A 24919-nucleotide genomic window follows, 5' to 3' on the forward strand; every position below is an offset into this window, starting at 1 on the left:
CGGTCAGGCCGAGGCGCCGCTGACGCCTGCACCGCTGAACGTGGCCATCTCATTCAGGAAGGCGGCGGCCGACGACACCAGCGGCCACGCAAGCGCCGCGCCGGTCCCTTCGCCGAGACGCAGGTCCAGCGCCAGCAGCGGCTCGGCCTGGAAGTGGTCGAGCAGCGCGCGATGGCCGCGTTCGTGCGAGCAGTGCGAGAACACGCAGTACTGCAGCACGCGCGCGTCGATGCCGTGCGCCACCAGCAGCGCGGCCGAGGCAATGAAGCCGTCGACGAGGATCACCATGCGGCTCGCGGCCGCGGCCAGGAACGCGCCCGCCATCATCGCGATCTCGAAGCCGCCGAAAGCGGCCAGCGCATCGAGCGGCGTGACAGCGTCCGCGTGCAGCGCAAGCGCGCGCTCCAGCACTTCGCGCTTGCGCGCGAGGCCCGCGTCGTCGAGTCCGGTGCCGCGACCAATGCAGTCCGCCAGCGGCACGCCCGTGAGCCGGCTCATCAGGCAGGCTGCGGACGAGGTATTGGCAATGCCCATCTCGCCAAAACCGATCACGTTGCAGCCCTGCTGCGCGGCGCGCAGCACGCGGGCCATGCCGGCCATCATCGCGGCGCTGGCCTGCTCCGCACTCATCGCACGCGTCTCGGCGAAGTTCTGCGTGCCGTCCGCGATCCGGCAATTGACCAGTCCAGGCGATGCGGGCAGCGGCACCCGCACGCCGGCATCGACGACTTCCAGTGCAACGCCGTGCAGGCGCGAGAACACATTGATGGCCGCGCCTCCCTTCAGGAAGTTCAGCACCATCTGCGCGGTGACTTCGGCCGGATACGCGCTGACGCCGGCATCCGCCACACCATGGTCACCGGCAAAGACGATCACCGTGGGTCGTTTCAGCGCTGGTTGCGTGGTGCCGCAGATCAGGCCGATCTGCATGGCAAGGTCTTCGAGCCGGCCGAGCGCGCCGAGCGGCTTGGTCTTGTCATCAATGGCGGCCCGCAGGGCCGGACGCAGCGCGTCGTCGAGAGGGGCGATTTCGGGAAACAGCATAGTGCGCAATGAATACGGGTAAAAATGAACCGGGCGCAGTGTACCGCTACATCTCCACGCCGCGCTGCGCCTTGATGCCCTGCTGGAATGCATGCTTGACCGGCACCATGTCGGTGACAGTGTCCGCTGCTTCCACCAGTGCCGGCGGCGCGCCACGGCCGGTGATGACCACGTGCTGCATCGGTGGCCGCGCGCGCAGGTCTTCGACGACGCGCTCCACATCAAGATAGTGCAGCTTGAGCGCGATGTTGAGTTCGTCGAGCAGCACGAGCCCGATCGACGGGTCGCGCAGCATGCCGCGCGCCACTTCCCACGCAGCTTCTGCCTTGGCCACGTCACGCGCGCGGTCCTGGGTCTCCCACGTGTAGCCCTCGCCCATCACGTGGAAATCACACACGTCAGGGAAGCGGCGCAGGAACATCTCCTCGCCGGTGGGCTGCGCGCCCTTGATGAACTGCACCACGCCGGCCCGCATGCCATGGCCAAGCGCGCGCACCACCATGCCGAAGCCCGAGCTCGACTTGCCCTTGCCGTTGCCGGTCGTGATCACGATCACGCCGCGCTCGTCCTGCGCGGCGGCGATCTTCGCGTCGATCACTTCCTTCTTGCGGACCATGCGGGCCTTGTGGCGCTCGTCGCGGCCGCCATCGTCCGTACCGTTGTCCGGTGCTGTCGTGTTGTCGTTCATGATTGTTTGTTCGTTCCCGCCTGCGGGCGGGGAAATCCATCGGGAATCAGCGCGGTGTGGAAGCCATCCGTGACACTGACGATGGGCGTGCGCAGCGCGCGTGAGCATTGTTCGGGAGTCAGCACCTGTTGCGCGGGGCCATGGAGCGCGGTGCCGTCTTCGGCCATCAGCAGCGCATGGGTCGCGTAGCGCCGCGCCAGGTTCAGGTCGTGCAGGATCACCACGATCGCATGGCGGCCCGCACGCGCCAGCGACGCGAGCACTTCGAGCACCATGATCTGGTGGCGAAGGTCCAGGTGCGAGACGGGTTCGTCGAGCAGCAGCAGCGGCGCCTGCTGCGCAAGCACGGCGGCCAGCGCCGCGCGCTGGCGTTCGCCGCCGGACAGCGTGAGTACGTCGCGCGCGGACAGCGTGTCGAGATCCATGGCCTCGATGGCGGCGCGTACCACGGCATCGTCATCGCGCCCGGTCCAGCCCCAGCCGGACAGGTGCGGATGGCGGCCGACGCGAACGGCGTCGAGCACGGACATCGAGAACGTGTCGTGCACGGCTTGCGGCAGGTAAGCCCGCTGGCGTGCCAGAGTGGCCGGCGACAGGCGCTCCAGCGGCGTGCCGTCAAGGCGGGCGCTACCGTCGGCATGGCGCAGGCCCGACAGCACACCCATCAGCGTGGATTTGCCGACACCGTTGGGTCCGGCCACGCACCAGAGCTGACCCGGTGCGATCTCGAGCGACAGGCGATCGAGCAGCACGCGCGCGCCGGTGCGCAGGCTCACGTCGTGCAGGGACAGCGTCGGGCATGCGGCTACGGGTTCCGACCAGTGCGTCATCGTGGCCTCCGCAGCAGCAGGTAGAGAAACGTGGGCACGCCCAGCAGCGCGGTGATGACGCCCACTGGCAGCTGCGCAGGCGCAATCACAGTACGTGCGATCAGATCGGCCGCCATCAGCAGCGCCCCACCGAGCAATGCCGAGGCGGGAAGCAGCAGACGCTGGTCATTGCCCCATGCGAGGCGCACCAGATGCGGCACCACCAGGCCGACAAAGCCGATGGAACCGGCCGTGGTGATGGCCACGGCAATCGACAGCGAAGCGAGCACGAACGTGGCCAGGCGCACGCGGCCCACGCGAACGCCCAGCGACTGCGCCACGGTTTCGCCGAGCAGCATCACATTGAGCGAGCGCGCCATCGGCATCGCCAGCAACACGGCGAGCATCAGCATGGCAAGCGCCACGCCGTATTCGGCCGTGCCGCCCAGATCGCCCGTGAGCCAGAACAGCATGCCGCGCAACCGTGCTTCCGGCGCGATGGCAAGGATCAGCGTAATCAGCGCGCCCCAGCCCGAGGCCAGGATCACGCCGGTCAGCAGCAGGCGCGCACCGGCCTCGTGGTGGCCGCCCTGCACCTGCGGGTGCAGCAGGTCACGCCGCGCGAGCGTGGCGACCAGCACCATCGACAGCAGCGCGCCGCTTGCCGCGCCGGCCTGCACGGCCCATAGCGGCAGCATCAACAGCATGGCACCGAGCGCACCGGTGGCGGCACCGCCAGACACGCCCAGCACATAGGGCTCGGCCAGCGGATTGCGCAGCAGCACCTGCATCAGCGCGCCGGACAGGGCCAGCAGGCCGCCGCAGGCAAATGCCGCCGCAGCGCGTGGCAGGCGCAGGTCGCGCACGATGGCGCCCGCGGTGCCGGTGTCGGCGCCCGTCAGCGCCTGCCAGAGCTGCGCGGTGTCCATGCGCACGCTGCCAAGCGCCAGCGACAGCAGGAACACCGCCACCGCAGCGGCCGCGAGTATTAGCCACACCGCGAGGGCGCGCCGGAAGTCAGACATGGCGCGCCGCACCACCCGTCATTTCTGGCGCCAGCCAAGCGTGATATAGCCGGCCCGACCCTGCGTGTTGTAGGGATAGACCAGCTGGTAGTTCTTGTCGAACAGGTTTTCGACCCGGGCAGCGACGAACCATTGCTTGTCGATGTTGTAGCGCGCGTTGAGGTTGACGATACCGTATCCGCCCAGCGTGCGCGAGCCCGTATCCAGGCGCGACGACGACAGCAGCCATTCCCCGCCAAAACGCCAGTTGCCGAAGTTGCGGCCCACATCGAACGCCGCATGGCGGCGTGCGCGGCGAAGCAGCTGCGTGTTGGTCTGTTCGTCCACCGGGTTCTGGAACGTCACGCTCGCGCCCACATCGGTCCCCCACAGCGAAGCGCGCCAGGACGCCTCGATGCCCTGCACCTTCGCCTTGTTGACATTGGTCGGCGCCAGCAGGCCGTTGGGCTGCGTGACATTGACGATCAGGTCGTCATAGCGGGTCTCGAACGTCGTCACACGCAGCAGGCCGGTTTGCGGCGTGTTGTACTGCACGCCGACTTCCGCCGACTTGGCGCGCTCGGGGTTCAGGTTCGGATTGCCGAAGCCCGGGAAATACAGCTCGTTGAACGTCGGCGCGCGGAACGCGTTGCTGATGTTGGCGATCAGCTTGAGCGCCTCGGTTACGTTATAGCCGTAGCCCGCGAAGAAGCTGCCCTGGTTGCCAAAGTCCGAATAGTGGTCGTTGCGGCCGTTCAGCTGCAGCTGGTGCTTGCCGAAGCGCCCGTCATAGCCGCCGAATACCGAGAACACATTGCGCGACGGCGCGCCGTACGAGTTGGAATCAAGTTCCTGCTGCAGGTAGTCGGTACCGAACAGCAGCGTGTGGGTCGGCGCCAGCGCGTATTCGTTCTGCCAGTTGAACTGGCGATTGCGCGTGTTGAAGGTGCCGTTGTTGGCACCGTTCAGGAAGTTTTCGCTGCGGTCCTCGCTCTGCGCAAGCTTGAAATGCGTGGACCAGTCCGGCAGCACCTTGCCGTTGACGAAGGCCGACACCGTGTACAGCTCGCTGTTGCTGCGGTTGTCGTCGGTCGGGCGGCCGAAGCTGCTGTCATACGACAGCTTGCTCTTCGAGTAGTAGCCGGCCATGCCCGCATCCCAGTTCGGCGTGAAGCGATGCTTGACCTGCGCCGACACGCTCTGGTTCTCGTACGGGTTGTCGTTCGGGTTGGCGCGCGGAGCCTGCTGCGTGTTGATCGACGAAAAGCCGTCGGTCTTGAACGCGGAGCCGGTCACGTTGAACGAGGTGTCGCCGATCTGGCCGCCATAACCGACCGTACCCTGGCGCGTATTGTTGCTGCCGTACTCCACCTGCGCGTTCGCCGCGGGTGCCTGGCCCGCACCGCTCTTGGTGAAGATCTGCACCACGCCGCCGATCGCATCCGAGCCGTACAGCGCCGATACGTTGCCGCGCACCACTTCGATATGGTCGATCTGGTCGGGCAGGATGTTGGCCAGCTGGGCCGTGCCGCTGCTGACCGACGAGACGCGCACGCCATCGATCAGGATCAGTGTCTGGTTGGAGTTGGCACCGCGCATGAACAGCGAGGTATTCGAGCCCATGCCGCCGTTGGCGGTCAGCTCCACGCCGGCCTGGTTGCGCAGCAGCGTGCGCAGGTCCGGCGCTTGCGAGTTGACGATGTCTTCCTGCGTCACCACCGTGGTATGCGGCAGCGCCTCGGTCAGCGGCTGCGCCGTGCGGGTCGAGGTGACCACCACCGGCGCCAGCTGTGTCGCAGCGGCGGCACCGGCGGCCGGCTGAGACGAAGCGGCAGGCTCGGTCTGGGCCAAGGCGGGGTTCAGGACAAGGGAAGACAGGGCAGCCAGGACAGCAGCCACGGACGGACGCACCGTCGGCAGTGCCGGACGGTTCGACCTGTAAAGCGATGAACGCATGATGCAGGAATGGATAGGACGGCCGGACCCGTTCCCCCGCGGGCCAATTGGCGATGAGGCGTGCCGCGCAGGGGCGGCAGCCCACGTTCCGGCCGGTATCCGGGCTGGCGGCTCCGGACTGGCCGCCTTCCCGAACACGCGTGGTTCAGTGGCGATTGGCCAGCCCTGCGACGCCGTGTGGACAGGCATCGCGGCCGCTTACCGTTGCGGGGGCAGCACAGGTTGGCCTGGCCGAGCTGTTCGTCGGCCGCGGCTCCCTGTTTCCCGTTGAACTGCCACCCTGCCGTGGGCGGAATGGCGAGCACCTGGAACGTGCGCGAGTGTAGGCAGTTTCCCTAACTGAGTCAATGCGTGAGTCCGTGCGGGTCGGACCGCGCTTGACGGCGCACAAATGGGGCGCAAATCGGCCGCAAACGCCGTTTTCGGCGCAGAAGCGTGCAACTTCCGCGCGCCATGGCAGTCACACCCGCCTTGCCTCTCATTGTGCGCGACGACGCTTCGGCTAGAATCGCGATACCTGACACCATTCACCATGACAGGCCCTATGCTTAACGAACTCGAACAGCTGGCCGCCAAGATCGGGCGCGTGCTCCATCACGCGGACACCCTGGCGGCGGAGAACCAGCGGCTGCGCGACGAAATCGCGCGCCTGCAAGGCGAAGCCACGCAGTTGCGCAGCGAACGCGAAGCCATGGCCGCCGACCGCGAACTGCTCAACATCAAGATCGAGGAAGCGCAACTGCGCATCCAGTCCATCCTGGACAAGCTGCCCACCGCGAGCGATTCGCGCCAGCTCGACCTGCTCGGTGAAGACACCGGGGACACCGGGTCGTCGGCCGAGGAACGCGCCGCGCACAAGGCCTCGGGAGAACACGCATGAGCAACAAGCAAGTCGAAGTGAACATCGCCGGCCAGCCCTACCGCTTCGCGATCGCGCCGGAGAACGAAGCCGCACTGCTCGACGCGGTGGCGCTGGTGGACACGCAGATGAACAAGCTGCGCAACAACGCCTCGGCCAAGGGTGTGGAACGCGTTGCAGTGATGGCGGCGATTACCATCGCATCCGACCTGCTGGCCCTGCAGCGCAAGCAGCAGGCCGATGGCGCGATCCCGGTCGATGCCATCCGCGCGCGCATCCGCGAGCTCAACGAGCGCGCCGACGAAGCCCTGCGGCAATACGCTCATGTCGGCACGGGCACGCAGGCACAGCCGAACTGAACGGGCCGCACGCATGTGCGCTGTCGTGCAAAGTGTAACGACGTGGCCGGGTGGGCTTGGTATGCATGAGGACGAGGTGTATAGTGTAGCCAGACTGCACGAGGCACCACAGACGTGCAGCAAAATGGCCGGGTTATCGCGCCTGGCCGCCGTTCTCATCCCATCCTAGTTAGAAACGGCAAACGTCTGACATCCCGCCCGCGGACCCGGTTTTTGGTCACGTCGGGATGTTAGGAGCGTCAGACGTTTGACAGTTTCCCTGCCTGGTTCGCAAGGGTCATAGACTCCTTGAACCGATATGCATCGCATGGTGCGGGATCATGTCGTATGGGCGAGCGCGTCGCAGCATTCATAGTCTGGGCCTGGCTTGGACTCCCTGAGTGGGTGATGTACCCGAAATACGACTTCCGCAGCCACTCTGAACCTCACTTGGGTTCAGGATGCCGACCCAGCGGCCGAGGCGGGGACCCCTCAAAAGGCGGTGGTTTAACAGACCACCGCCTTTTTTCTTGCCGTGCGCTGCCGCGTCGCGCGTGCAGCGCGTGTCGCCAACGCCCGCACCCCCGACTGCCATGAGCCGCGCCGAGAACAGCCGCACAGAAAAAGCGCCCGCACGTGCCCGCCAGTACTGGCTGATGAAGTCCGAACCGGACGAGGCCAGCATCGATACCCTTGCGAAAGAAGGGGCATTGCCGTGGACCGGCGTGCGCAACTACCAGGCGCGCAACTTCATGCGCGACGTCATGCGCATCGGCGACGGCGTGCTGTTCTATCACTCGTCGTGCCCCGAGCCGGGCATTGCGGGACTCGCCGAGGTCTGCTCGCAGCCCTACCCCGACCCGACCCAGTTCGATCCGAAGAGCCACTACTACGACGCCGCGTCGAAGCCGGACGAACCGCGCTGGCAGCTCGTCGACGTGAAATACGTGCGCAAGAGCGCGCTGATCCCGCTGGCCGAACTGCGTGCGCACGAGGAACTGGCCGATATGGTCGTCCTGCGGCGCGGCAACCGGCTGTCGATCACGCCGGTCACGCCGGCCGAATGGCGTTTCATCACCACGCGGCTGATGGGCTAACGGGCTGACGGGTTGATGCCCGGAGCCGCGGCCGCGTCTCCGGCGGCCAGCATCCACAACGACAACAACGAGCGACGCAGCGCCCTTCTGTTCCATGAGCCTTACCCTGATTCCCGCCCTGCTTGCGCTGGGCGCCTTTACCGGCTTCTGCGCCGGCCTGCTCGGCGTGGGCGGCGGCATGATGATGGTGCCCTTCCTCACGCTGCTGTTCACAAGTCTCGGCTTTGCCGGCGAAGCGATTGTCCATATGGCCATCGCCACGTCGATGGGCACCATCCTCTTCACGTCACTGTCATCGGTGCGCGCTCACCATAAGCGCGGCGCCGTGCGCTGGCCGATCGTGCTTTCGCTGGCGCCGGGGATCCTGCTCGGCGGCATGATCGGCGGCGGCAAGGTGTTCGCGGCACTCAAGACGAGCTGGCTGTCGCTCGCGTTCGCCTGCTTCGTCGGGTTCTCCGCACTGCAGATGCTGCGCAGCCGGAAGCCGGCTCCGAGCCGGCAACTGCCGGGCGTGCCGGGCATGGTGGGCGCGGGGTCAGCGATCGGCTTCCTGTCCAGCCTGGTCGGGGCCGGCGGCGCCTTCGTCTCCGTGCCGTTCATGACCTGGTGCAATGTGCCGATCCACAACGCCGTGGCCACATCTGCCGCGCTGGGCTTCCCGATTGCCGTCGCCAGCGTGGTCGGCTACATCTGGAGCGGCTGGCAGCAGCCGGGCCTGCCGGCCGGGTCGCTTGGCTACATCTACCTGCCGGCGCTGCTGGCGATTGTCGTAACGAGCGTTCTGACGGCGCCGCTGGGCGCACGCACTGCGCACCGCATGGACGTGGGCCAGCTCAGGAAAGCCTTCGCGGTGTTGCTGCTCTGCCTGGCGACCTACATGCTGTGGAAGGCCTGGGGTGCCTTCTGAGCCTGCACACGACGTTGCAATATCTCGATACACCGGCATAGACCGTACCGGGAACGATTGCAGGCAGTTCGCGTCTCATACCCATCACTTTGACCGGGAGAACAAGATGAAACAACTGCTTGCCGCCACCCTGCTTGGCACGTCTGCGCTGGCCGCATCTGCACAGGGCATGCCAGGCCATGCCGAGGTGCCGTCCGGCGTGCTGGCACTGTCGGCGCAGGCCGTGACCGAAGTGCCGACCGATGTCGTGCACCTGACGCTGGCAGCAGAGCAGGAAGGCGCGGAGCCGGGCGCGATCTCGTCGCAGCTTTCGACCCGCACGCAGGCCGTGATCAACCAGGCCAAGCGCACGCCAGGCGTGCAAGCTGAATCGGGCGGCTTCACGATCCGTCCGAGCACCGACCGCAACGGCCGCATCAGCACGTGGCGCGGCCGCTCGGAAGTCATCCTGCAGTCGCGCGACTTCGCCGCCGTATCGAAGCTGGCCGGCGACCTTGCGAACCAGATGCAGGTGCAGGGCATTGCGTTCTCGCTGTCGCGCGAAGCGCGCCTGGCGGCGGAAGGCAAGCTCACCGAGCAGGCCGTCAGTTCGTTCCGCGACAAGGCACAGGCGACGTCCAAGCTGTTCGGCTACAGCAGCTATACGATCCGCGAAGTGAATGTGAACGAAAGCGGCGTGGTGCCGCCGATGCCGCGCATGTATGGTGCAGCCAAGGCGATGATGGCCGATGCCGCTGCACCGGTGCCCGTCGAGGGCGGCAAGACGCAGGTCACCGTGTCGGTGAATGGGTCAGTGCAGATGCTGAAGTAAGAAGTCTTACAAGGCTAGGGTTACTCCCCTCTCCCGCTTGCGGGAGAGGGGAGACAACATTCACCATTCCGCTTTGTCTGCAACCTGATTCTGTTCGCAGATCCCGTGGCAATTACAACGCGGCGAACTGCTGCCGCAGCACGTTCTTCTGCACCTTGCCCATCGTGTTACGCGGCAGCTCTTCCACCACGTGCACGCGCTTGGGCACCTTGAAGTTGGCGATGCGGCCCTTGAGCGTGCCGATCAGCTCGGTCTCATCCAGGTCGACACCTGGCTTCTTCACCACCACAGCCACCACGGCCTCGCCGAAGTCGGCATGCGGTACGCCGATCACCGCGCTTTCGGCCACGCCAGGCATCTCGTCGATAAAGCTCTCGATTTCCTTCGGGTACACGTTGTAGCCGCCGGAAATGATCAGGTCCTTGCTGCGGCCGACGATGGTCACGTAGTTGTCCGGCACCGGTCGCTCGCCCGCCTGGCTCACGATCGCGCCGCCGAAACGACCTACGTCGCCGGTCTTGAACCAGCCGTCCGCAGTGAACTCTTCCTGCGTCTTCTCGGGCATGCGCCAGTAGCCCTTGAACACGTTCGGGCCCTTGACCTCGATATTGCCGATCTCGCCGATGGCGCTGGGCTTGCCCTCGCCATCGACCACGCGCACCGACACGCCCGGCAGCGGCATGCCGACCGTACCGCCAATGCGCTCGCCAAGCGCGCTGTCATACGGATTGGAAACCAGCATCACGGTCTCGCTCATGCCGTAGCGCTCGAGGATCGTGTGACCCGTGCGCTTGCGGAATTCTTCGAACGTTTCGAGCAGCAGCGGTGCCGAGCCCGACACGAACAGCCGCATGCGGCGGCAGGTGTCGTCGTCGAAACGCGGCTCCTGCAGCATGCGCACATAGTAGGTCGGCACGCCCATCATCACCGTGGAACGTGGCAGGAATTTCAATACCTGCGCCATGTCCAGCCTGGGCGTCCAGATCATCTTGGCACCGGCCAGCAGCGCACCGTGCGAGGCGACGAACAGGCCATGGACGTGGAAGATCGGCAGCATGTGCAGCAGCACGTCGTCGCTGCGCCAGCCCCAGTATTCATGCAGCGTCTGCGCGTTGGCCGACAGGTTGCCGTGCGTGAGCATCGCACCCTTGCTGCGGCCCGTTGTGCCGGACGTATAGAGGATGGCCGCAAGATCGTCATCCGTGCGCTGCACGGTTTCAAACGTATCGGGCCGGGCCGCGGCGCGCGACAGCAGCGAGCCCGAGCGGTCTTCGTCGAGCGTGAAGACATAGCTGGTGCCGTGGCGGAATGCCACCTTCGACACCCAGGCGAAATTCTTGCTGCTGCAGACGACCACCGATGGCTCGGCATTGCCGATGAAGTAGTCGATCTCCGCTTCCTGGTATGCCGTGTTCAGCGGCAGGTAGACATAGCCCGCACGCAGCGTGGCCAGGTACAGGAACAGCGCCTCGGGCGATTTTTCCACCTGCACGGCCACGCGCGCGCCTTCGGGCAGGCCCAGGCCAGTCAGCAGGTTGGCGAGCTTGGCGGTAGCGCGGTCGAGGTCGTCCCAGCTGTAGTACAGGCCGTCGTGCGTTTCGATGCAGCAGGCGGTACGGTCGGCGGGAAAGCGGGTTTCGAACAGTGCGAACAGATTGGCGTTCATGGTGCGGATGAAGACAGGGGCTTCCGGAATCCAGGCTCGGGGCTCCGGGCGCGTGTGAGCGATGGACGATTGTAATCGGGAAACCTGGCAACCAAATGCGCTAGTTCCCTTCGAATTGCGGCGGCCGGCGCGCAAGGAAGGCGGCCACGCCCTCGGCATGGTCGCCGCCTTCGGCATAGGCAAAGTGCGCGTCGAGTTCTTCGGCGGACAGCGGTTGCGGCTGCGGCGACAGCCGCCGGATCGTGGCCTTGTTGATGCGCGCCGCGGCCGGCGCCCCGGCGGTGATGCGGCGCACGGTGGCGTCGACTTCCGCCGCCAGTGCACCAGCCGGCACAACGCGCGTCAGCAGACCTTTGTCGCGCGCTTCGGCGGCATCGAAGACGCGCCCTTCAAGCAGAATCTCCAGTGCGACAGCCCGCCCCGCCAGCGCCAGCAGGCCTTGCAACTCACCTGGCGCCATCGGGAAACCAAGCCGGTTGATCGGCACACCGAAGCGGCTGTTATCCGCTGCGATCCGCAGGTCGCAATGACAGGCGATCTCCAGGCCGCCGCCGACGCACACGCCCTCGATCTTCGCCACGGTCGGGAGCAGGCAATTGGCAATGGCCTGCAGCGCCGGAGCGATGATCTCCATGTGATATCGGCGTACCGCAGCCTCGTCGCCACGCACGACGGGAAACTCGGCAATGTCGGCGCCGGCGGCAAAATTGCCGTCAGCGCCGCGCACCACCACGCAGCGCAGCGAAGTATCGGCCGACAGCCGCGTGAAGCCGTCGGCCAGCGCCCGCCACATCTGCGCCGATATCGCATTGAGCTTGCCCGAATGCGATAGCGTGACGGTGGCCGTCGTGCCATCGACAGCGAAAAGGACAATACCGCTCATCGCTCAGTCGATCTTGGCGCCGGACTGCTGCACCACCTGGGCCCAGCGCTTGATCTCGTTGCGCTGGAACTGGGCGAACTGCTCCTGCGTGAATTGCGGCGTTTCCGACCCGTTGCTGATCCAGACCTGCTTGAGTTCCGGCGTGTTCAGCGCCTTCTCGGTCTCGGTATACAGGCGGTCGACGATGTCCTTTGGCGTACCCTTCGGCACCCACATCGCGTACCAGGTCGAGACCTCGTAGTTGGGTACGCCGGCTTCGGCGGCAGTCGGCACGTTCGGGAATGCGGGCGAACGCTTGGCCGATGCCACGGCCAGCGCCTTGATGCGGCCCGCGCGGATATGTTGCGCGGATGAACCCAGCCCGTCGAACATCATGTCGACCTGGCCGGCGATCAGGTCCGACAGCGCCGGGCCTGCGCCCTTGTACGGGATATGCGTGATGAACGTCTTGGTCTGCAGCTTGAACAACTCACCGGCAAGGTGGTGCGACGAGCCATTGCCTGCCGAGCCGTAGTTGAGCTTGCCCGGATTCTTGCGCGCGTAGTCGAGCAGTTCCTGCAGCGTATTGGCGTGGACGCGCGTGGGGTTTACCACCACGACCTGCGGCGGCTGCGCAATGACGGTGACGGGAATGAAATCCTTCTCGATGTCGTAGTCGAGCTTCTTGTAGAACGACGGCGCAATCGCGTGGTGCGCGCCGCCGATGAAGACCGTGTAGCCATCCGGCGCGGCCTTGGCCGCCACACTGGCGCCGACCGTGCCGCCGGCACCGCCGCGGTTGTCGATCACGAACTGCTTGCCGAGCTGCTTGGAAAGCTGCGCGGTCAGCGGACGCGCGAACGCATCGGTGCCGCCGCCTGCGGGGAACGGCACGATCACGGTGACCGGCTTGGACGGCCAGGTATCCGCAAGCGCCGACGGTGCCTGCCATGCCATGCCTGCGGCAAGGCCAGCGACCAGGGCGGTGGCGCGCGCGCACGCGGCCAGGCTGAACTGACGACGATTCATCTTTACTGTCTCCTCTTTCTCTGGAAGTGGAAAGTTGATCCCGATCCTGCGTTTCTGCTTTGAAAGCCCCGACAAAATGCCGCCCTTGAGGTCAAGGGTCGGCGGCGCCAAGGCATGTTTTCCGTGACCTGACCGGAGTCACAACAGCTTCCCCACTGCACGGCTGATGCGCGGGTTGCCTTCGCCAAGGCGCGCTAGATTGTCATCCAGTGCCTCGGGCGCGTAAAGGTAATTCACCATCATGCCGCACGATTGTGTGCGGCCTTTGCGCGACAGGTCTGCACCCCAGTTCAGACGCTCGACGCATGCGCCGTTGCCCAGATGGAAGCGGGCCACGGGGTCCGCGGGCATGGCCTGGCTGCGTTCGCGCACCAGGTAGTGGGCGGCGAGCGAGAGCGCCGTGTCACGCACGATGGCGTCGTGGGAGTCGGCGGGCAGCGCTTCCAGCCACGCCGCGCCGTCCGCCGGCACTTCGCCCTGCCGTTCTTTCCAGCGCGCAAGCCGCTTCTCGCCAAGTGCGCCGGCCACGCCGGCGCCATCGAGCTTGCGCAGCCAGTCGGCAAACCCCGGAATCGGCGACAGCGTCGCGAACTGCCTGACCTTCGGAAACTCGCGCTGCAGTTCCTCGATCACGCGCTTGAGCAGGAAATTGCCGAAACTGACGCCGCGCAGCCCTGCCTGCGTGTTCGAGATCGAATAGAAGATGGCCCATTTCACGCGGCGCAGGTCTTCCAGCGGCGCAGCCTCGTCGAGCAGTGTCTGCACGTTGGCGGCCATGTCGGGCACGAACGCGACCTCCACGAAGATCAGCGGCTCGCGCGGGATGCGCGGATGAAAGAACGCATAGCAGCGCCGGTCGGAATCGAGCCGGTTGCGCAGGTCCGTCCACGATGAAATCTCGTGCACGGCTTCATAGCGGATCAGCTTCTCGAGCAGCGACGCCGGCGAGTCCCACGTGATCGGCTGCAACTCGAGCAGGCCGACATCGAACCAGTTCGAGAACAGCGCTTCGAGGTCCTCGTCCAGCACGCGCAGGCCCGGAATACGCCGCTGCCAGCGCAACATGTCTGCACGCAGAAGGATCAGGAAATGCAGCCCGCACGCACTATTGCCGCGCTGGCCATGCAACGCGGCCAGCCGCTTGAAGAAACGGATGCGCGCATTGGACAAGGCCTGGCTCAGGCCGGAACCCCCGCGTGCCGACTTGCCCGATTTATCGGCGTCCGCCGCGCCCTCTTCCGGGCCTGTGCTGCCAGCCACTTCCGCCAGCACCTCGAGCATCCCGCTGCGCGTAACTTCGTCCGCCGACTCGTACTCCGCCTGCCAGGCTTGCGCTGCAGCGTTGGCATTGCTGTCGGTCAGCCGCGCATCGAGGCACAGCCGCAACTGTTCGCGCTGGCGTCGCGCCACGCGCGCGGGCAACGGCGCCGGCTCGGCGTTCTTCGCCGGGACTGGTGCCGCTTCTGCATCGCCCTTGCGGCCCCACCAGCGCCCGATCCTGGACAACAGGTTGGGGCCGGATGGTTCACTCACGCCCAGCGGGGCGCTGATCTTCTGGTCGCCGGAGTCGAGGGAGCTCATGGGGTATCTGCCTTGGTGCGTGATGAAACTGAGGAAACCGTTGAAACATTCGGGAGCGCGTGCAGCGTGGCAGTTTCGGCCTGTGCGCTGCGATCCAGCGCCGTGAGCGCTACGCGCTGGCGCAGCAGATGGGTCTTCATCAGCGCTTCCGCGCCTTCGGGATCATGTGCCTTGAGTGCCGAAAAAATGCTCAGGTGTTCCGCGCACGATTCGTTGATGCGCCCCGGCAGCTTCAGGCTCTTGTGCCGCGACAGCCGCAGCACCTTGCGCAAGTCGCTGATCAGGCCCGACAGCCATCGGTTGCCGGCCAGGCGCTGGATCGCTTCGTGAATCTGGAAATTGGTTTCGTAGTAGGCATCGATATCGCCGGCGCCGGCATGCCGCGCGAGCTCGGCGTGCAGCCCTTCGAGCGCTTCGAGGTCTTGCGCGGTGGCATTGCGTGCCGCCTCGTAGGCACAGCGGCCTTCGAGCAGGGCCATGAGCGGGAAGATCTCGTCGAGATCGCGCTCGGACAACTCGTTGACGAAGCATCCGCGCCGGGGCTCCAGCCGGACCAGGCCTTCGGCGGCGAGCACCTTGAGCGCCTCGCGCAGCGGTGTGCGCGAAATGCCGAGCTGGGTGGCGAGCGTGGTCTCGTCGATCCAGGCGCCGGGCATGAGCGTGTGCGCGTCGATCATGCCGCGCAAGCGGTCCGCCACTTCGAGGTACAGCGCCTGCTGGATGATCCGCATGAGCCTCTGCCAAGAGCCAGTTTGGGCTGCTACCGGCGCATTGTGCCGGCAAGCCCATAATTCATAATTATGAATAACTGGAAGTCGCAGGCAAGGCATTTCGATGTTGCGGCGCGCAACGCAGGCTTGCACCGAAGGACGTTATGGCGGGAATGTAGGGGTGTGCGGCAGAGGTGCGGCGGACGGATGCTGGCCTCCCTGCCGGCATCCGTCCGCGCCTGAAAGAAACAGCTTGCGGACTATGTCATCGCGGGTCGTTGCCGTGATGGCACCGTCCTGCGTGGGTCATTGACTTCCGACGCTGACCCTGCGTCCCCCCTGATGGCGCACACTCGCGTGTGCACAGATTTTCCCGTCTGCCTTTTTTGTGGTTCCGGCGCCCCTGTCTGTCCCGCAGGTCCTCCCCTGGCCCCGTTCCTGGCGGACATCGGCATGGTCCGCTTTCTTGTAACAGCAGAGATAGCGAGTATCGTGCCACGAGAACTAAGTCATTGTTTTTATTGACGTTGATAATGAGCGACTTGTTACAAGACGGCATCCATGTAACAGAATGTTTCTCGCCTGTTACGACCAATGTCACACTGACGGCACGCGAGAATTTTCGTGTTCGCTTGCAGACATTGGCATTTGTGGCGAATTTGCCAGTTTGAACAGCAGCCGTATGCGGTGTAAGGCACAATCAGCACGATCAATTTGGTTGCACCGATGAAACAACGCGGTAAAGCTACCGCCATCCGACCAAGACGGGAGTCCAGATGATGCAAACCGGCAACAACAGCGCATTCCCCGCCCAACCTGAATCGCCTGACTTCGGACAGGCCCTGGCGACCCGCACCGCCGCGCCACAACCGTTGCAGTTCGCCTTCACCGGTACCGGATCGGAATATTTCCGGATCTGGATCGTCAATACGCTGCTGACCATCGTCACCTTCGGCATCTATTCCGCCTGGGCCAAGGTCCGCACGCTCCAGTATTTCTATCGCAACACCAGCCTCGATGGCGCGACTTTCGACTACCACGGCAGGCCCGCGGCCATCCTCAAGGGACGCGCCATCGTATTCGGGCTGGCCCTGGCGTTCCAGCTGGCCGGCAAGGTGGCGCCGATGCTCGCAGTCCTGCTCGCCATCGCGCTGATGGTGGTATTCCCGTTGCTGCTGGTGCGGTCGCTGCGTTTCCGCATGGCGAATTCGAGTTATCGCGGGCTGCGCTTCGCGTTCACCGGCCGCGACGGCGATGCGTACAAAGTGTTCGTGCTCTGGCCGCTGCTCACGGTGTTCACGCTCGGCGCGCTTGCGCCGCTGGCGCACCAGCGCCTCAAGCATTACCAGCACAACCACACGCGTTTCGGCACCGCGCCGTTTGCGTTCAGTGCGGATACCGCCTCGTTCTATGGCGTGTACCTGCGTACGTTCGCGATGGCCGTCGTGGTCGTGGTGGTAGCCGCAGTCGGCGGCATTGCCCTCGGCGTCAGCGCCGGTTCCGGCCGTGGCGCCGCGGTCTTCGCCGGCCTGCTGGGCACACTCGGCATGTATGTGGCGCTGCTCGCCGTCGGGCCGTATTTCAATGCGGCGCTCCAGAACCTCGTCTGGAATCACACCACGCTGGCCCCGCACAGTTTCCGCAGCGAGGTGAAGGCAAGCCGCCTGTTCTATATTTTCCTGACGAACATGGTTGGTGTCGCGCTCACACTGGGGCTGTTCCTGCCGTTCGCGCGCGTCAGGTCCGCTCGCTACCGTGTGGAGTGCATGACGCTGATGGCACGCGCCCCGCTCGATGCCTTTGTCGCGGGCCAGTCGGAAAATGTCGACGCGCTTGGCGATGCCGCGGCGGACTGGTACGACATCGACATCGCGCTCTGAGCTTGCGTTCGTCGCCGTGACCAAAATGACTCACCGATGAAATTGCGCCGATGATTCCTGTGACCTACTTCGATGGCCGCTCGTCGCGGGCGCACGCCGCCACGCTTGCCGTGGATGCGGGCCAGGCCGTGCTGCGCGATGCCGATGGCGCGGAACTGCGGCGCGCTTCGCTGTCGTCGCTACGGGTATCGGAGCGGGTACGGCGCGCACCGCGGCTCGTGACGTTTGCGGACGGTGCGTTCTGCCAGGTCAGCGACCATGCCGCGTTCGACCGGCTGCTGGCCGACACGGGACACCAGGAAGGCTGGGTGGCCAAGGCACAGAACAGCTGGCGCATGGCCGGCATGGCCGTAGCCGCACTGGTAGCCGTGCTCGTGCTCGGCTACTACGTGCTGCTGCCGTGGAGCGCTGCCCATATGGCGCGCGCCGTGCCTGCCGCACTGGAAGCGCAGCTTGGCCGTGCGACGCTGGCCAGCCTCGACAACGGACTGGTCGAGCCGACGCGCGTGCCGCCCGCTGAACAGGCGCGCATCCGCACGGGCTTCGCGTCGCTGAAGCGGCCGGAGGATCCCGGCCACGACTACCAGATCGTGTTCCGGCGCGGCGGACGCCTGGGCGCCAATGCGCTGGCGCTGCCCGGCGGCACCATCGTTGTGACGGACGAACTTGTGAGCCTCGCCGGCACCGGCGCCGGCATGCTGGGCGTGCTCGCGCACGAAGCCGGGCATATCGCGCAGCGCCATGGCCTGCAGCAGGTCATCCAGGCATCGGCGGTCGGCGCGCTGGCAGCGTATATGTTCGGGGATTTTTCGTCCGTGCTGGCGGGCGTGCCCGCCGCCATGCTGACGCTGCGCTATTCGCGCGAGCACGAACGCGAGGCCGATGCCTATGCGATCGAGATCATGCAGCGCAACCGGCTGCCGCCGTCGGCGCTCGCCGAGGTGCTGGTCGCGCTCGAAAACCAGGGCCGCAACGCGGACAAGAAGGATTCCGCGCCGCGTGCCCACGAGGAAGAACCCCCGCTCGACGATTTTCTCTCGACGCACCCGCACACGCGCGAACGGATCGAGGCCCTGCGGGCCGCGGGCTCCTGACCGGGGGCGGACGCTCCTTCAGGCGCCCGAATCGATCACGGGCCGCTCGTCGGCGGAACGCGCCTGCCGGCGATAGGCCCACACCACCATCGCGATACCGATCAGGATCATCGGCAGGCTCAGCCACTGGCCCATCGACAGGCGCATCGCCAGCAGGCCGAGGAAGCTGTCCGGCTCGCGCGCGAATTCCGCGGCAAAGCGGAAGCAGCCATAGCCGATCAGGAACACGCCCGACACCGCGCCCATCGGCCGCGGCTTGCGCGCGAACAGCCACAGGATGATGAACAGCGCCACGCCCTCGCCCGCGAACTGGTAGAGCTGCGACGGATGGCGTGGAATATTGTCGCCGGCCTGCGGGAAGATCATGCCCCACGGCAGGTCCGTCGGACGGCCCCACAGTTCGCCGTTGATAAAGTTGCCGATGCGGCCAGCTGCCAGGCCGCACGGGATCATCGGCGCGATGAAATCGGTGACCTCGAGCCAGTGGCGCTTGCGCAGCCGCGCGAACAGCCACATCGCAACCAGCACGCCGAGAAAGCCGCCATGGAACGCCATGCCGCCCTCCCACACCTTGAAGATCTCGAGCGGGTGCGTGAGGTAGTACGACGGCTTGTAGAACAGCACATAACCGAGCCGGCCGCCCAGTATCACGCCCATCACGCCGAAGAACAGCATGTCGTCGAGGTCGCGCGCGGCCCAGCCTCGTGCCGCCATATGTGGCTGGCGAATGCGCAGGCGCCCGAACCACAGGAACATGATGAACCCGGCCAGGTACATCAGCCCGTACCAGCGGATGGCAAGCGGGCCGATATGGATGGCGACCGGATCGAATTGGGGATGAATCAGCATGGTGAGGTGGGTGGAAGTTAAAAAGGCCCGGCCGCCGCGGAGACTGCAGGTTGCGCAGATTCCGCGGAGGACAGCCCGCTCGCGATGTCAATCAGTGAACGCAGTGCCGGCGCGACGCCGGCAGCGCCTTCGCGCCAGAGCAGTCCGGTCTCGATCTGCGGCCCTGCCTCGCGCAACGCGAGGTACGACACGCCGGTGCGGCGAAGGTTGCAGAGCGAGGCCGGCACCAGCGCCACCCCCATGCCCGCAGACACCAGGCTCACGATGGTCTGCATCTGGATGGCTTCCTGCGCGATCACTGGCGACAAGCCGTCGCGCGCATAGTAGCCCGTAATGATGTCATAAAAAACCGGCGCGCTTCGACGCGGGAAGATGATCAGCGGTTCGCGCGCGGCATCGCGCAGCGAGACCTTGCCATCCGCCGGCATGCCGCCATGCGCGGGCCGCCAGCCGTCCGGCACGGCCAGCACCAGCGGTTCGCGCACCAGCGGCAGGTAGGACAGGCCATGCGGCATCGCCGGCAACTGCGGGCGGATCACCAGCCCGGCATCGATGCTGCCGTCGCTGAGCGCTTCGAGCTGGACATCGCTGGTCGCCTCGCGCAACTGCAGCTGGACCTCCGGATGCTGCGCGCGGAACCGCCGCAGCAGGTCCGGCAGGATGCCGTAGTCGGCCGTGCTGACAAAGGCCAGCGCGAGCGAGCCGATCTCCCCGCGCGCCAGCCGCTGCGCAAGCCCCGGCAACGCCGCCGCGTCCGCGAGCACGCGTCGGACTTCCGGCAGCCACTGCTGGCCGGCCGGAGTCATCATCACCGAACGGCGCGTGCGCACGAACAGCTGCACGCCGATTTCCTCCTCCAGCGACTGGATCTGCTGGGAAAGCGGCGGCTGCGTCATGGCCAGCCGCGCGGCCGCCCGGCCGAAATGCAGCTCTTCCGCCACTGTGACGAAATACCGCAACTGGCGCAGGTCCAAAATCGCTCCTGATATGTTTTTCGACTCAATAAAGGTCAAATAATATATTTGACACTCCAAAACGCAAGTCGCATTCTTTGCGCACAACACCACGAGCTCTCAGCCGAAGAACATCCCCCGGAGACACGACCATGGCATTCAACAAACGCTCCCGTAACATCACGCAAGGTGTGGCGCGTTCCCCGAACCGCTCGATGTACTACGCGCTCGGCTACCAGAAGGAAGACTTCGACAAGCCCATGGTCGGCATTGCCAACGGCCACTCGACCATCACGCCGTGCAACGCGGGCCTGCAGCGCCTGGCCGACGCGGCGATCGACGCCGTGAGGGCCTCGGGCGCCAATCCTCAGGTATTCGGCACACCGACGATTTCCGACGGCATGTCGATGGGCACCGAGGGCATGAAATACTCGCTGATCTCGCGCGAGGTCATCGCCGACTGCATCGAGACCGCTGCGCAGGGCCAGTGGATGGACGGCGTGGTCGTGATCGGCGGCTGCGACAAGAACATGCCGGGCGGCATGATCGCGCTGGCGCGCACCAATGTGCCTGGCATCTACGTCTATGGCGGCACGATCAAGCCGGGCAACTGGAAAGGCAAGGACCTCACCATCGTGTCGTCGTTCGAAGCCGTGGGCGAATTCACCGCCGGCCGCATGAGCGAAGAAGACTTCGAGGGCGTGGAAAAGAACGCCTGTCCGTCGACCGGATCGTGCGGCGGCATGTACACCGCCAATACGATGAGCTCGTCGTTCGAGGCGCTTGGCATGTCGCTGCTGTATTCGTCGACGATGGCCAACCCTGACCAGGAAAAGGTCGACAGCGCGGCCGAATCGGCGCGCGTGCTGGTCGAGGCGGTCAAGAAGGACATCAAGCCGCGCGACATCATCACGCGCAAGTCGATCGAAAACGCCGTCGCGCTGATCATGGCCACCGGCGGCTCGACCAACGCGGTGCTGCACTACCTGGCCATCGCCCACTCGGCCGAAGTCGAATGGACCATCGACGATTTCGAGCGCATCCGCCGCAAGGTGCCGGTGCTCTGCAACCTGAAGCCGTCGGGCCAGTACGTGGCCACCGACCTGCACAAGGCGGGCGGCATTCCGCAGGTCATGAAGATCCTGCTGAAGGCCGGGCTGCTGCATGGCGATTGCCTGACCATCACGGGCCGCACGCTGGCTGAAGAGTTGGAGCACGTGCCAGACCAGCCGCGGGCCGATCAGGATGTGATCATGCCGATCGAGAAGGCCCTCTATGCGGAGGGGCATCTGGCGATCCTGAAGGGCAATTTGGCCGAAGAAGGCGCGGTGGCCAAGATCACCGGCCTCAAGAATCCGGTCATCACCGGCCCGGCGCGGGTGTTCGAGGATGAGCAGAGCGCCATGGAGGCGATCCTGGCCGACAAGATCAATGCGGGGGATGTGCTGGTGCTGCGCTACCTTGGGCCCAAGGGCGGGCCCGGGATGCCGGAGATGCTGGCGCCTACGTCGGCCATCATCGGCAAGGGGTTGGGCGAGTCAGTTGGCTTCATTACCGATGGCCGGTTCTCTGGGGGTACCTGGGGGATGGTTGTCGGGCACGTCGCGCCGGAAGCTTATGTCGGCGGCACTATTGCGCTCGTGCGGGAAGGAGATTCGATCACGATCGATGCGCACAAGCTGGTGTTGCAGGTGAATGTGTCGGATGAAGAGTTGGCTCGCCGCCGGGCTGAGTGGAAGCAGCCGGCGGCGCGTTATACGAGGGGGGTATTGGCCAAATTTGCTCGGCTGGCGTCGACGGCTAGTAAGGGGGCGGTGACGGACTGAGGGATTGGGATGGGGTTACGTTATCGTTCATGGCAGGCGCCGCTGTTTCGACGGCGTCGCCGGCGGGCTTCTGGTTAAAGGGGGGTTATCGCTCTTGGCGGGCGCCGCTGTTTCGCCGGCGTAGCCGGCGACCTACTCTTTTGTCCGAGCGACAAAAGAGTAGGCAGAAAAGCGCGTCGTTGCCGCTGGCCATCAATTCCACGGCGACAGTGGTTCAAACGGCTTTGGACGCCTGCGATGGTGATCAGTGGTTCGACCCTGCTACGCCATGTGAGTCAGAACCTGTGCCTGACGCGGCACGGCTTTTGGACGATCCCCAAGACGGACTCGGGTACAGCGTTTCAACCAGATCAGTGGTGGGACGCCTTCGGCTGCGCTGCGCGCGCGTCGTAGCCTGGGCGCAAGCTGATCAACCTCGCTGGCGCCCGAGGTCTGCATTCTTCTCGCCCCTCTCTCTACTCCGCACATGCATTGGCAGGCATCGTCACCGAGGCGTGGTTCGCCCTGGGCCTGCGTGCCCAGACTAGAGCTCTGCGCGGAGCGCAGCCGAAGGCGATCACACGATGCCGCTAGCAGCAGGGTCCACAGACGCTTGCAGGGCTCGTTCAATCAGCGCTGTAATTCTGACCACGGTCGTGCCCCACGCGGCAGGCAGCGTGAAGAACTCTGAAGCCTATACCCGTACAACACCCCTGGCACACTACGATAAAAATTCGCCCCTTTGGGGCAACCAAAACGCGTTTTTGGTTACTTTTGTCGCTCGGACAAAAGTGACTCGCCGGCTACGCCGGCGAAACAGCAGCGCCTGCCAAGAGCGATAACCCACCCCCAACGAGAAGCCCCTTGGGCTACGCAGGCGAAACAGCGACGCCTGCCAAGCACGCCCCCCTCAAACACCTTAATCATCCCCATCCCAAAACCCCGCCTCACGCTCCCGTCGCACGGCGCGCCGCCGCTCACCATCAACCATCGCCTGCAGGCATTCCAGCGGCCCACCGCGCACCAGCCTGACCGGACACGCAAGCATCAGATTCTTCGGTAAGCCGAAATCTTCGACGAGAAAACCCTTTTCATCGCGCGCGCGACCCTCGTCGTCCACACCCACCCCCACCCGTTCAAGCAACGTCCCGGCGTCAGCAAAATAACCCCATACCGGCTTCTGCAGCGCCACGGCAAACCCGACTTCAAACACCGTGCCGGAATCCGGTTCACCCGGCCCGCGAAAGTCATCAAGATTGGCCATGACCATATCGGCACGGCGCAGCAGCGCAATGTTGGCGTCGTAGATCCATCGCGCGGCGTCGGGCCCTTGCAGGCCCACCGGCACCTGCTTGTCGAGCGGATACAGCCCTTCGAAGCCGAACTCGGCGCACAGCGCCTTGAGCTGCCTGCCCCAGTCGAGGGCATCTTCGCGGAACACATCAAAACCGGCCAGGTAGAGGGTCTTCATGACATGGGCGCGTATGCGCGGCGATGGATCGGCACGATTGTCAGCATAACGCAGCGCGCACGGCAGCGGCCGGCAAGATCGTGGGGGCTGCGCTACTATTGCCGGCTCGAGCGCCCAGCCCGCGCTGCCCCATTCATCCTCCCGATTTCCGTCCGCTTCCATGTCCGCTATCCAGATCCTCCAGGTCGGCCCGCTCGCGCCGCAGACCAATTCGACCCTGCAGGAACGCTTCGGCGCGGCCGCGCTGTGGCAGCAGGCTGATCCGCTGGCGTGGGCGCGCGAGCATGGCGGCGAGGTGCGCGTCGTGGTGACGTCCGCGCGCCATGGCTGCACCGCGGCACTGATCGGTGCGCTGCCGAAGCTCGAGGCCATTGTCAGTTTCGGCGTGGGCTATGACTCCATCGCACTGGATGCGGCACGCGCGCGCGGCATCCAGGTCAGCAATACGCCCGATGTGCTTAACGACTGCGTGGCCGACCTGGCCTTCGGGCTGCTGATCGACGCCGCACGCGGCATTGCGCATGGCGACCGCTTCGTGCGTGCGCAACGCTGGCCGCAAGGCGGCTTTCCGCTGACCACGCGTGTCTCGGGCAAGAAGCTCGGCATCCTGGGCCTGGGCCGTATCGGCGAGATCGTGGCGCGCCGGGCCAGCGGCTTCGACATGGAGATCGCGTATCACAACCGCCGTCCGCGCGACGGTGCGCCGTGGCGCTTCGAAGGCGACCTGAAAGCGCTGGCGGCATGGGCCGACTTCCTCGTGGTGGCCGTTGTCGGTGGCCCGGAAACCGCCGGACTGGTCTCGCGCGAGATCATCGAGGCGCTGGGGCCTAAGGGCATTCTGGTCAACGTGTCGCGCGGCAGCGTGATCGACGAGGCGGCAATGGTCGAGGCGCTCGTCGAAGGCCGGCTCGGCGGCGCGGGACTCGACGTGTTCCGCGACGAACCCAATGTCCCGCCCGCGCTGCTGACGCTCGACAATGTCGTGCTGGCACCGCACATGGCCAGCGGCACGCATGAAACGCGCGCTGCCATGACTGCCCTTACGCTTGAGAATCTGGAAGCGTTCCTGGCCACCGGCAAGGTGCTGACCCCGGTCCTGTAACCGACGCGAGCGTGCGCCCTATACTGGAAAACGCCGGTTACCAGGCCGGCGTCAGGAGGCGATATGGGACGCAAGTATGTCGATTGCCGCGACTACCCGAGCGACACAAACTGTACGGTCGCGCTTAGCGCCGACAGCGAAGACGAACTGCTCGAAGCCGCGGTCCAGCATGCCGTAGCGGTGCACCAGCATCAGGACACCCCTGAGCTGCGCGCGCAGTTGAAGACCATGTTCAAGGACGGCGCTCCGCCAGCCTGAACCCGGCTGGCGCGCCGGCTCCGGCGCGCCAGCTCCCTGCCCCGCCATTCCCGCCTGTGCGGCATTCGCCGCCCGTGATACCCGCCTTGTGCCTTTGCCCATACCCATGCCGGCCGTGATGGCGCAACATTGACGCCTCGCTATAT

General features: G+C 65.5%; 23 protein-coding genes, 1 other RNA gene and 1 riboswitch. Of the genes, 11 read left to right on the forward strand and 13 right to left on the reverse strand.

The window, feature by feature from the left end; translation table 11 throughout:
- Positions 1–3: 3 nt before the first annotated feature.
- From cobT to KHO41_RS17330, 5 genes are read right to left on the reverse strand one after another with little or no spacing between them, the layout of a single operon-like run.
- The gene (cobT, locus tag KHO41_RS17310; protein WP_211954504.1) at positions 4–1044 is read right to left on the reverse strand and encodes a nicotinate-nucleotide--dimethylbenzimidazole phosphoribosyltransferase; all 1041 of its coding nucleotides are present in this window, start codon (positions 1042–1044) and stop codon (positions 4–6) included.
- Positions 1045–1090: 46 nt separating this feature from the next.
- Entirely contained in the window at positions 1091–1732 is a 642-nt protein-coding gene (cobO, locus tag KHO41_RS17315) for a cob(I)yrinic acid a,c-diamide adenosyltransferase (protein ID WP_211954505.1), read from the reverse strand.
- The gene (locus KHO41_RS17320) at positions 1729–2562 is read right to left on the reverse strand and encodes an ABC transporter ATP-binding protein (RefSeq protein WP_211954506.1); all 834 of its coding nucleotides are present in this window, start codon (positions 2560–2562) and stop codon (positions 1729–1731) included. The genes cobO and KHO41_RS17320 overlap by 4 nt, the downstream gene beginning before the upstream one ends.
- On the reverse strand, positions 2559–3566 hold the full coding sequence (locus KHO41_RS17325) for a FecCD family ABC transporter permease (RefSeq protein ID WP_211954507.1): 1008 nt from the start codon (positions 3564–3566) through the stop codon (positions 2559–2561). The genes KHO41_RS17320 and KHO41_RS17325 overlap by 4 nt, the downstream gene beginning before the upstream one ends.
- A gap of 18 nt (positions 3567–3584) precedes the next feature.
- Positions 3585–5501 carry a TonB-dependent receptor plug domain-containing protein gene (locus KHO41_RS17330; RefSeq protein WP_211954508.1) on the reverse strand — a complete coding sequence of 639 codons (1917 nt, stop codon included), beginning with the start codon at positions 5499–5501 and terminating at the stop codon, positions 3585–3587.
- Between the two features lie 73 nt (positions 5502–5574).
- A riboswitch (cobalamin riboswitch) is annotated at positions 5575–5826 on the reverse strand.
- 219 nt (positions 5827–6045) lie between these two features.
- Between KHO41_RS17330 and KHO41_RS17335 the strand changes: the two genes are divergently transcribed.
- From KHO41_RS17335 to KHO41_RS17360, 6 genes are all read left to right on the forward strand, one after another.
- Positions 6046–6381 (forward strand): hypothetical protein, encoded by a 336-nt coding sequence (locus KHO41_RS17335; protein ID WP_211954509.1) that lies wholly within the window; start codon positions 6046–6048, stop codon positions 6379–6381.
- Positions 6378–6719, forward strand: a complete 342-nt coding sequence (locus tag KHO41_RS17340) for a cell division protein ZapA (protein ID WP_211954510.1) — start codon at positions 6378–6380, stop codon at positions 6717–6719. The genes KHO41_RS17335 and KHO41_RS17340 overlap by 4 nt, the downstream gene beginning before the upstream one ends.
- 253 nt (positions 6720–6972) lie before the next feature.
- A non-coding RNA gene (gene ssrS / locus KHO41_RS17345) (6S RNA) lies at positions 6973–7190 on the forward strand.
- 101 nt (positions 7191–7291) lie between these two features.
- Positions 7292–7795, forward strand: coding sequence for an EVE domain-containing protein (locus tag KHO41_RS17350; RefSeq protein WP_211954511.1), 504 nt, complete (start codon positions 7292–7294; stop codon positions 7793–7795).
- Positions 7796–7889: 94 nt separating this feature from the next.
- Entirely contained in the window at positions 7890–8702 is an 813-nt protein-coding gene (locus KHO41_RS17355) for a sulfite exporter TauE/SafE family protein (RefSeq protein ID WP_211954512.1), read from the forward strand.
- A 106-nt stretch (positions 8703–8808) separates the two neighbouring features.
- Positions 8809–9513 carry an SIMPL domain-containing protein gene (locus tag KHO41_RS17360; RefSeq protein ID WP_211954513.1) on the forward strand — a complete coding sequence of 235 codons (705 nt, stop codon included), beginning with the start codon at positions 8809–8811 and terminating at the stop codon, positions 9511–9513.
- A 112-nt stretch (positions 9514–9625) separates the two neighbouring features.
- Here KHO41_RS17360 and KHO41_RS17365 read toward each other — a convergent pair whose 3' ends face one another.
- From KHO41_RS17365 to KHO41_RS17385, 5 genes are all read right to left on the reverse strand, one after another.
- The gene (locus KHO41_RS17365) at positions 9626–11179 is read right to left on the reverse strand and encodes a malonate--CoA ligase (protein ID WP_211954514.1); all 1554 of its coding nucleotides are present in this window, start codon (positions 11177–11179) and stop codon (positions 9626–9628) included.
- A 100-nt stretch (positions 11180–11279) separates the two neighbouring features.
- Positions 11280–12062 (reverse strand): enoyl-CoA hydratase/isomerase family protein, encoded by a 783-nt coding sequence (locus KHO41_RS17370; RefSeq protein ID WP_211954515.1) that lies wholly within the window; start codon positions 12060–12062, stop codon positions 11280–11282.
- Positions 12063–12065: 3 nt separating this feature from the next.
- On the reverse strand, positions 12066–13070 hold the full coding sequence (locus tag KHO41_RS17375; RefSeq protein WP_211954516.1) for a Bug family tripartite tricarboxylate transporter substrate binding protein: 1005 nt from the start codon (positions 13068–13070) through the stop codon (positions 12066–12068).
- 138 nt (positions 13071–13208) lie between these two features.
- Complete coding sequence (locus tag KHO41_RS17380; RefSeq protein WP_211954517.1) at positions 13209–14651, reverse strand: malonyl-CoA decarboxylase domain-containing protein; 1443 nt, start codon at positions 14649–14651, stop codon at positions 13209–13211.
- On the reverse strand, positions 14648–15382 hold the full coding sequence (locus KHO41_RS17385; protein WP_211954518.1) for a GntR family transcriptional regulator: 735 nt from the start codon (positions 15380–15382) through the stop codon (positions 14648–14650). The genes KHO41_RS17380 and KHO41_RS17385 overlap by 4 nt, the downstream gene beginning before the upstream one ends.
- A 758-nt stretch (positions 15383–16140) precedes the next feature.
- On the opposite strand from KHO41_RS17385, the gene KHO41_RS17390 reads away from it, so the two are divergent.
- Positions 16141–17241: a YjgN family protein gene (locus tag KHO41_RS17390; RefSeq protein WP_244873876.1), complete on the forward strand. Its 1101-nt coding sequence runs from the start codon at positions 16141–16143 to the stop codon at positions 17239–17241.
- Between the two features lie 50 nt (positions 17242–17291).
- Positions 17292–18335 carry a M48 family metallopeptidase gene (locus KHO41_RS17395; protein WP_211954519.1) on the forward strand — a complete coding sequence of 348 codons (1044 nt, stop codon included), beginning with the start codon at positions 17292–17294 and terminating at the stop codon, positions 18333–18335.
- Positions 18336–18353: 18 nt separating this feature from the next.
- Here the strand turns inward: KHO41_RS17395 and lgt are convergent, their stop codons facing one another.
- Both lgt and KHO41_RS17405 read right to left on the reverse strand, forming a co-directional pair.
- Positions 18354–19184 (reverse strand): prolipoprotein diacylglyceryl transferase, encoded by an 831-nt coding sequence (gene lgt / locus KHO41_RS17400; RefSeq protein WP_211954520.1) that lies wholly within the window; start codon positions 19182–19184, stop codon positions 18354–18356.
- A 17-nt stretch (positions 19185–19201) separates the two neighbouring features.
- Positions 19202–20158 carry a LysR family transcriptional regulator gene (locus tag KHO41_RS17405; RefSeq protein ID WP_211954521.1) on the reverse strand — a complete coding sequence of 319 codons (957 nt, stop codon included), beginning with the start codon at positions 20156–20158 and terminating at the stop codon, positions 19202–19204.
- Between the two features lie 131 nt (positions 20159–20289).
- Here KHO41_RS17405 and ilvD point away from each other — a divergent pair, with 131 nt between their 5' ends.
- Complete coding sequence (gene ilvD, locus KHO41_RS17410) at positions 20290–21963, forward strand: dihydroxy-acid dehydratase (RefSeq protein WP_211954522.1); 1674 nt, start codon at positions 20290–20292, stop codon at positions 21961–21963.
- Positions 21964–22861: 898 nt separating this feature from the next.
- Here the strand turns inward: ilvD and KHO41_RS17415 are convergent.
- A complete protein-coding gene (locus tag KHO41_RS17415; RefSeq protein ID WP_211954577.1) occupies positions 22862–23413 on the reverse strand; it encodes a nucleoside 2-deoxyribosyltransferase in 552 nt (183 codons plus the stop codon).
- Between the two features lie 160 nt (positions 23414–23573).
- Here KHO41_RS17415 and KHO41_RS17420 point away from each other — a divergent pair, with 160 nt between their 5' ends.
- Together KHO41_RS17420 and KHO41_RS17425 are read left to right on the forward strand one after the other, a co-directional pair.
- A complete protein-coding gene (locus KHO41_RS17420) occupies positions 23574–24515 on the forward strand; it encodes a 2-hydroxyacid dehydrogenase (RefSeq protein ID WP_211954523.1) in 942 nt (313 codons plus the stop codon).
- 63 nt (positions 24516–24578) lie between these two features.
- A complete protein-coding gene (locus tag KHO41_RS17425; RefSeq protein WP_011296823.1) occupies positions 24579–24773 on the forward strand; it encodes a DUF1059 domain-containing protein in 195 nt (64 codons plus the stop codon).
- Positions 24774–24919: the final 146 nt, after the last annotated feature.

Origin of the sequence: Cupriavidus numazuensis, assembly GCF_905397435.1 — a bacterium.
GTDB classification, from domain to species: domain Bacteria; phylum Pseudomonadota; class Gammaproteobacteria; order Burkholderiales; family Burkholderiaceae; genus Cupriavidus; species Cupriavidus numazuensis.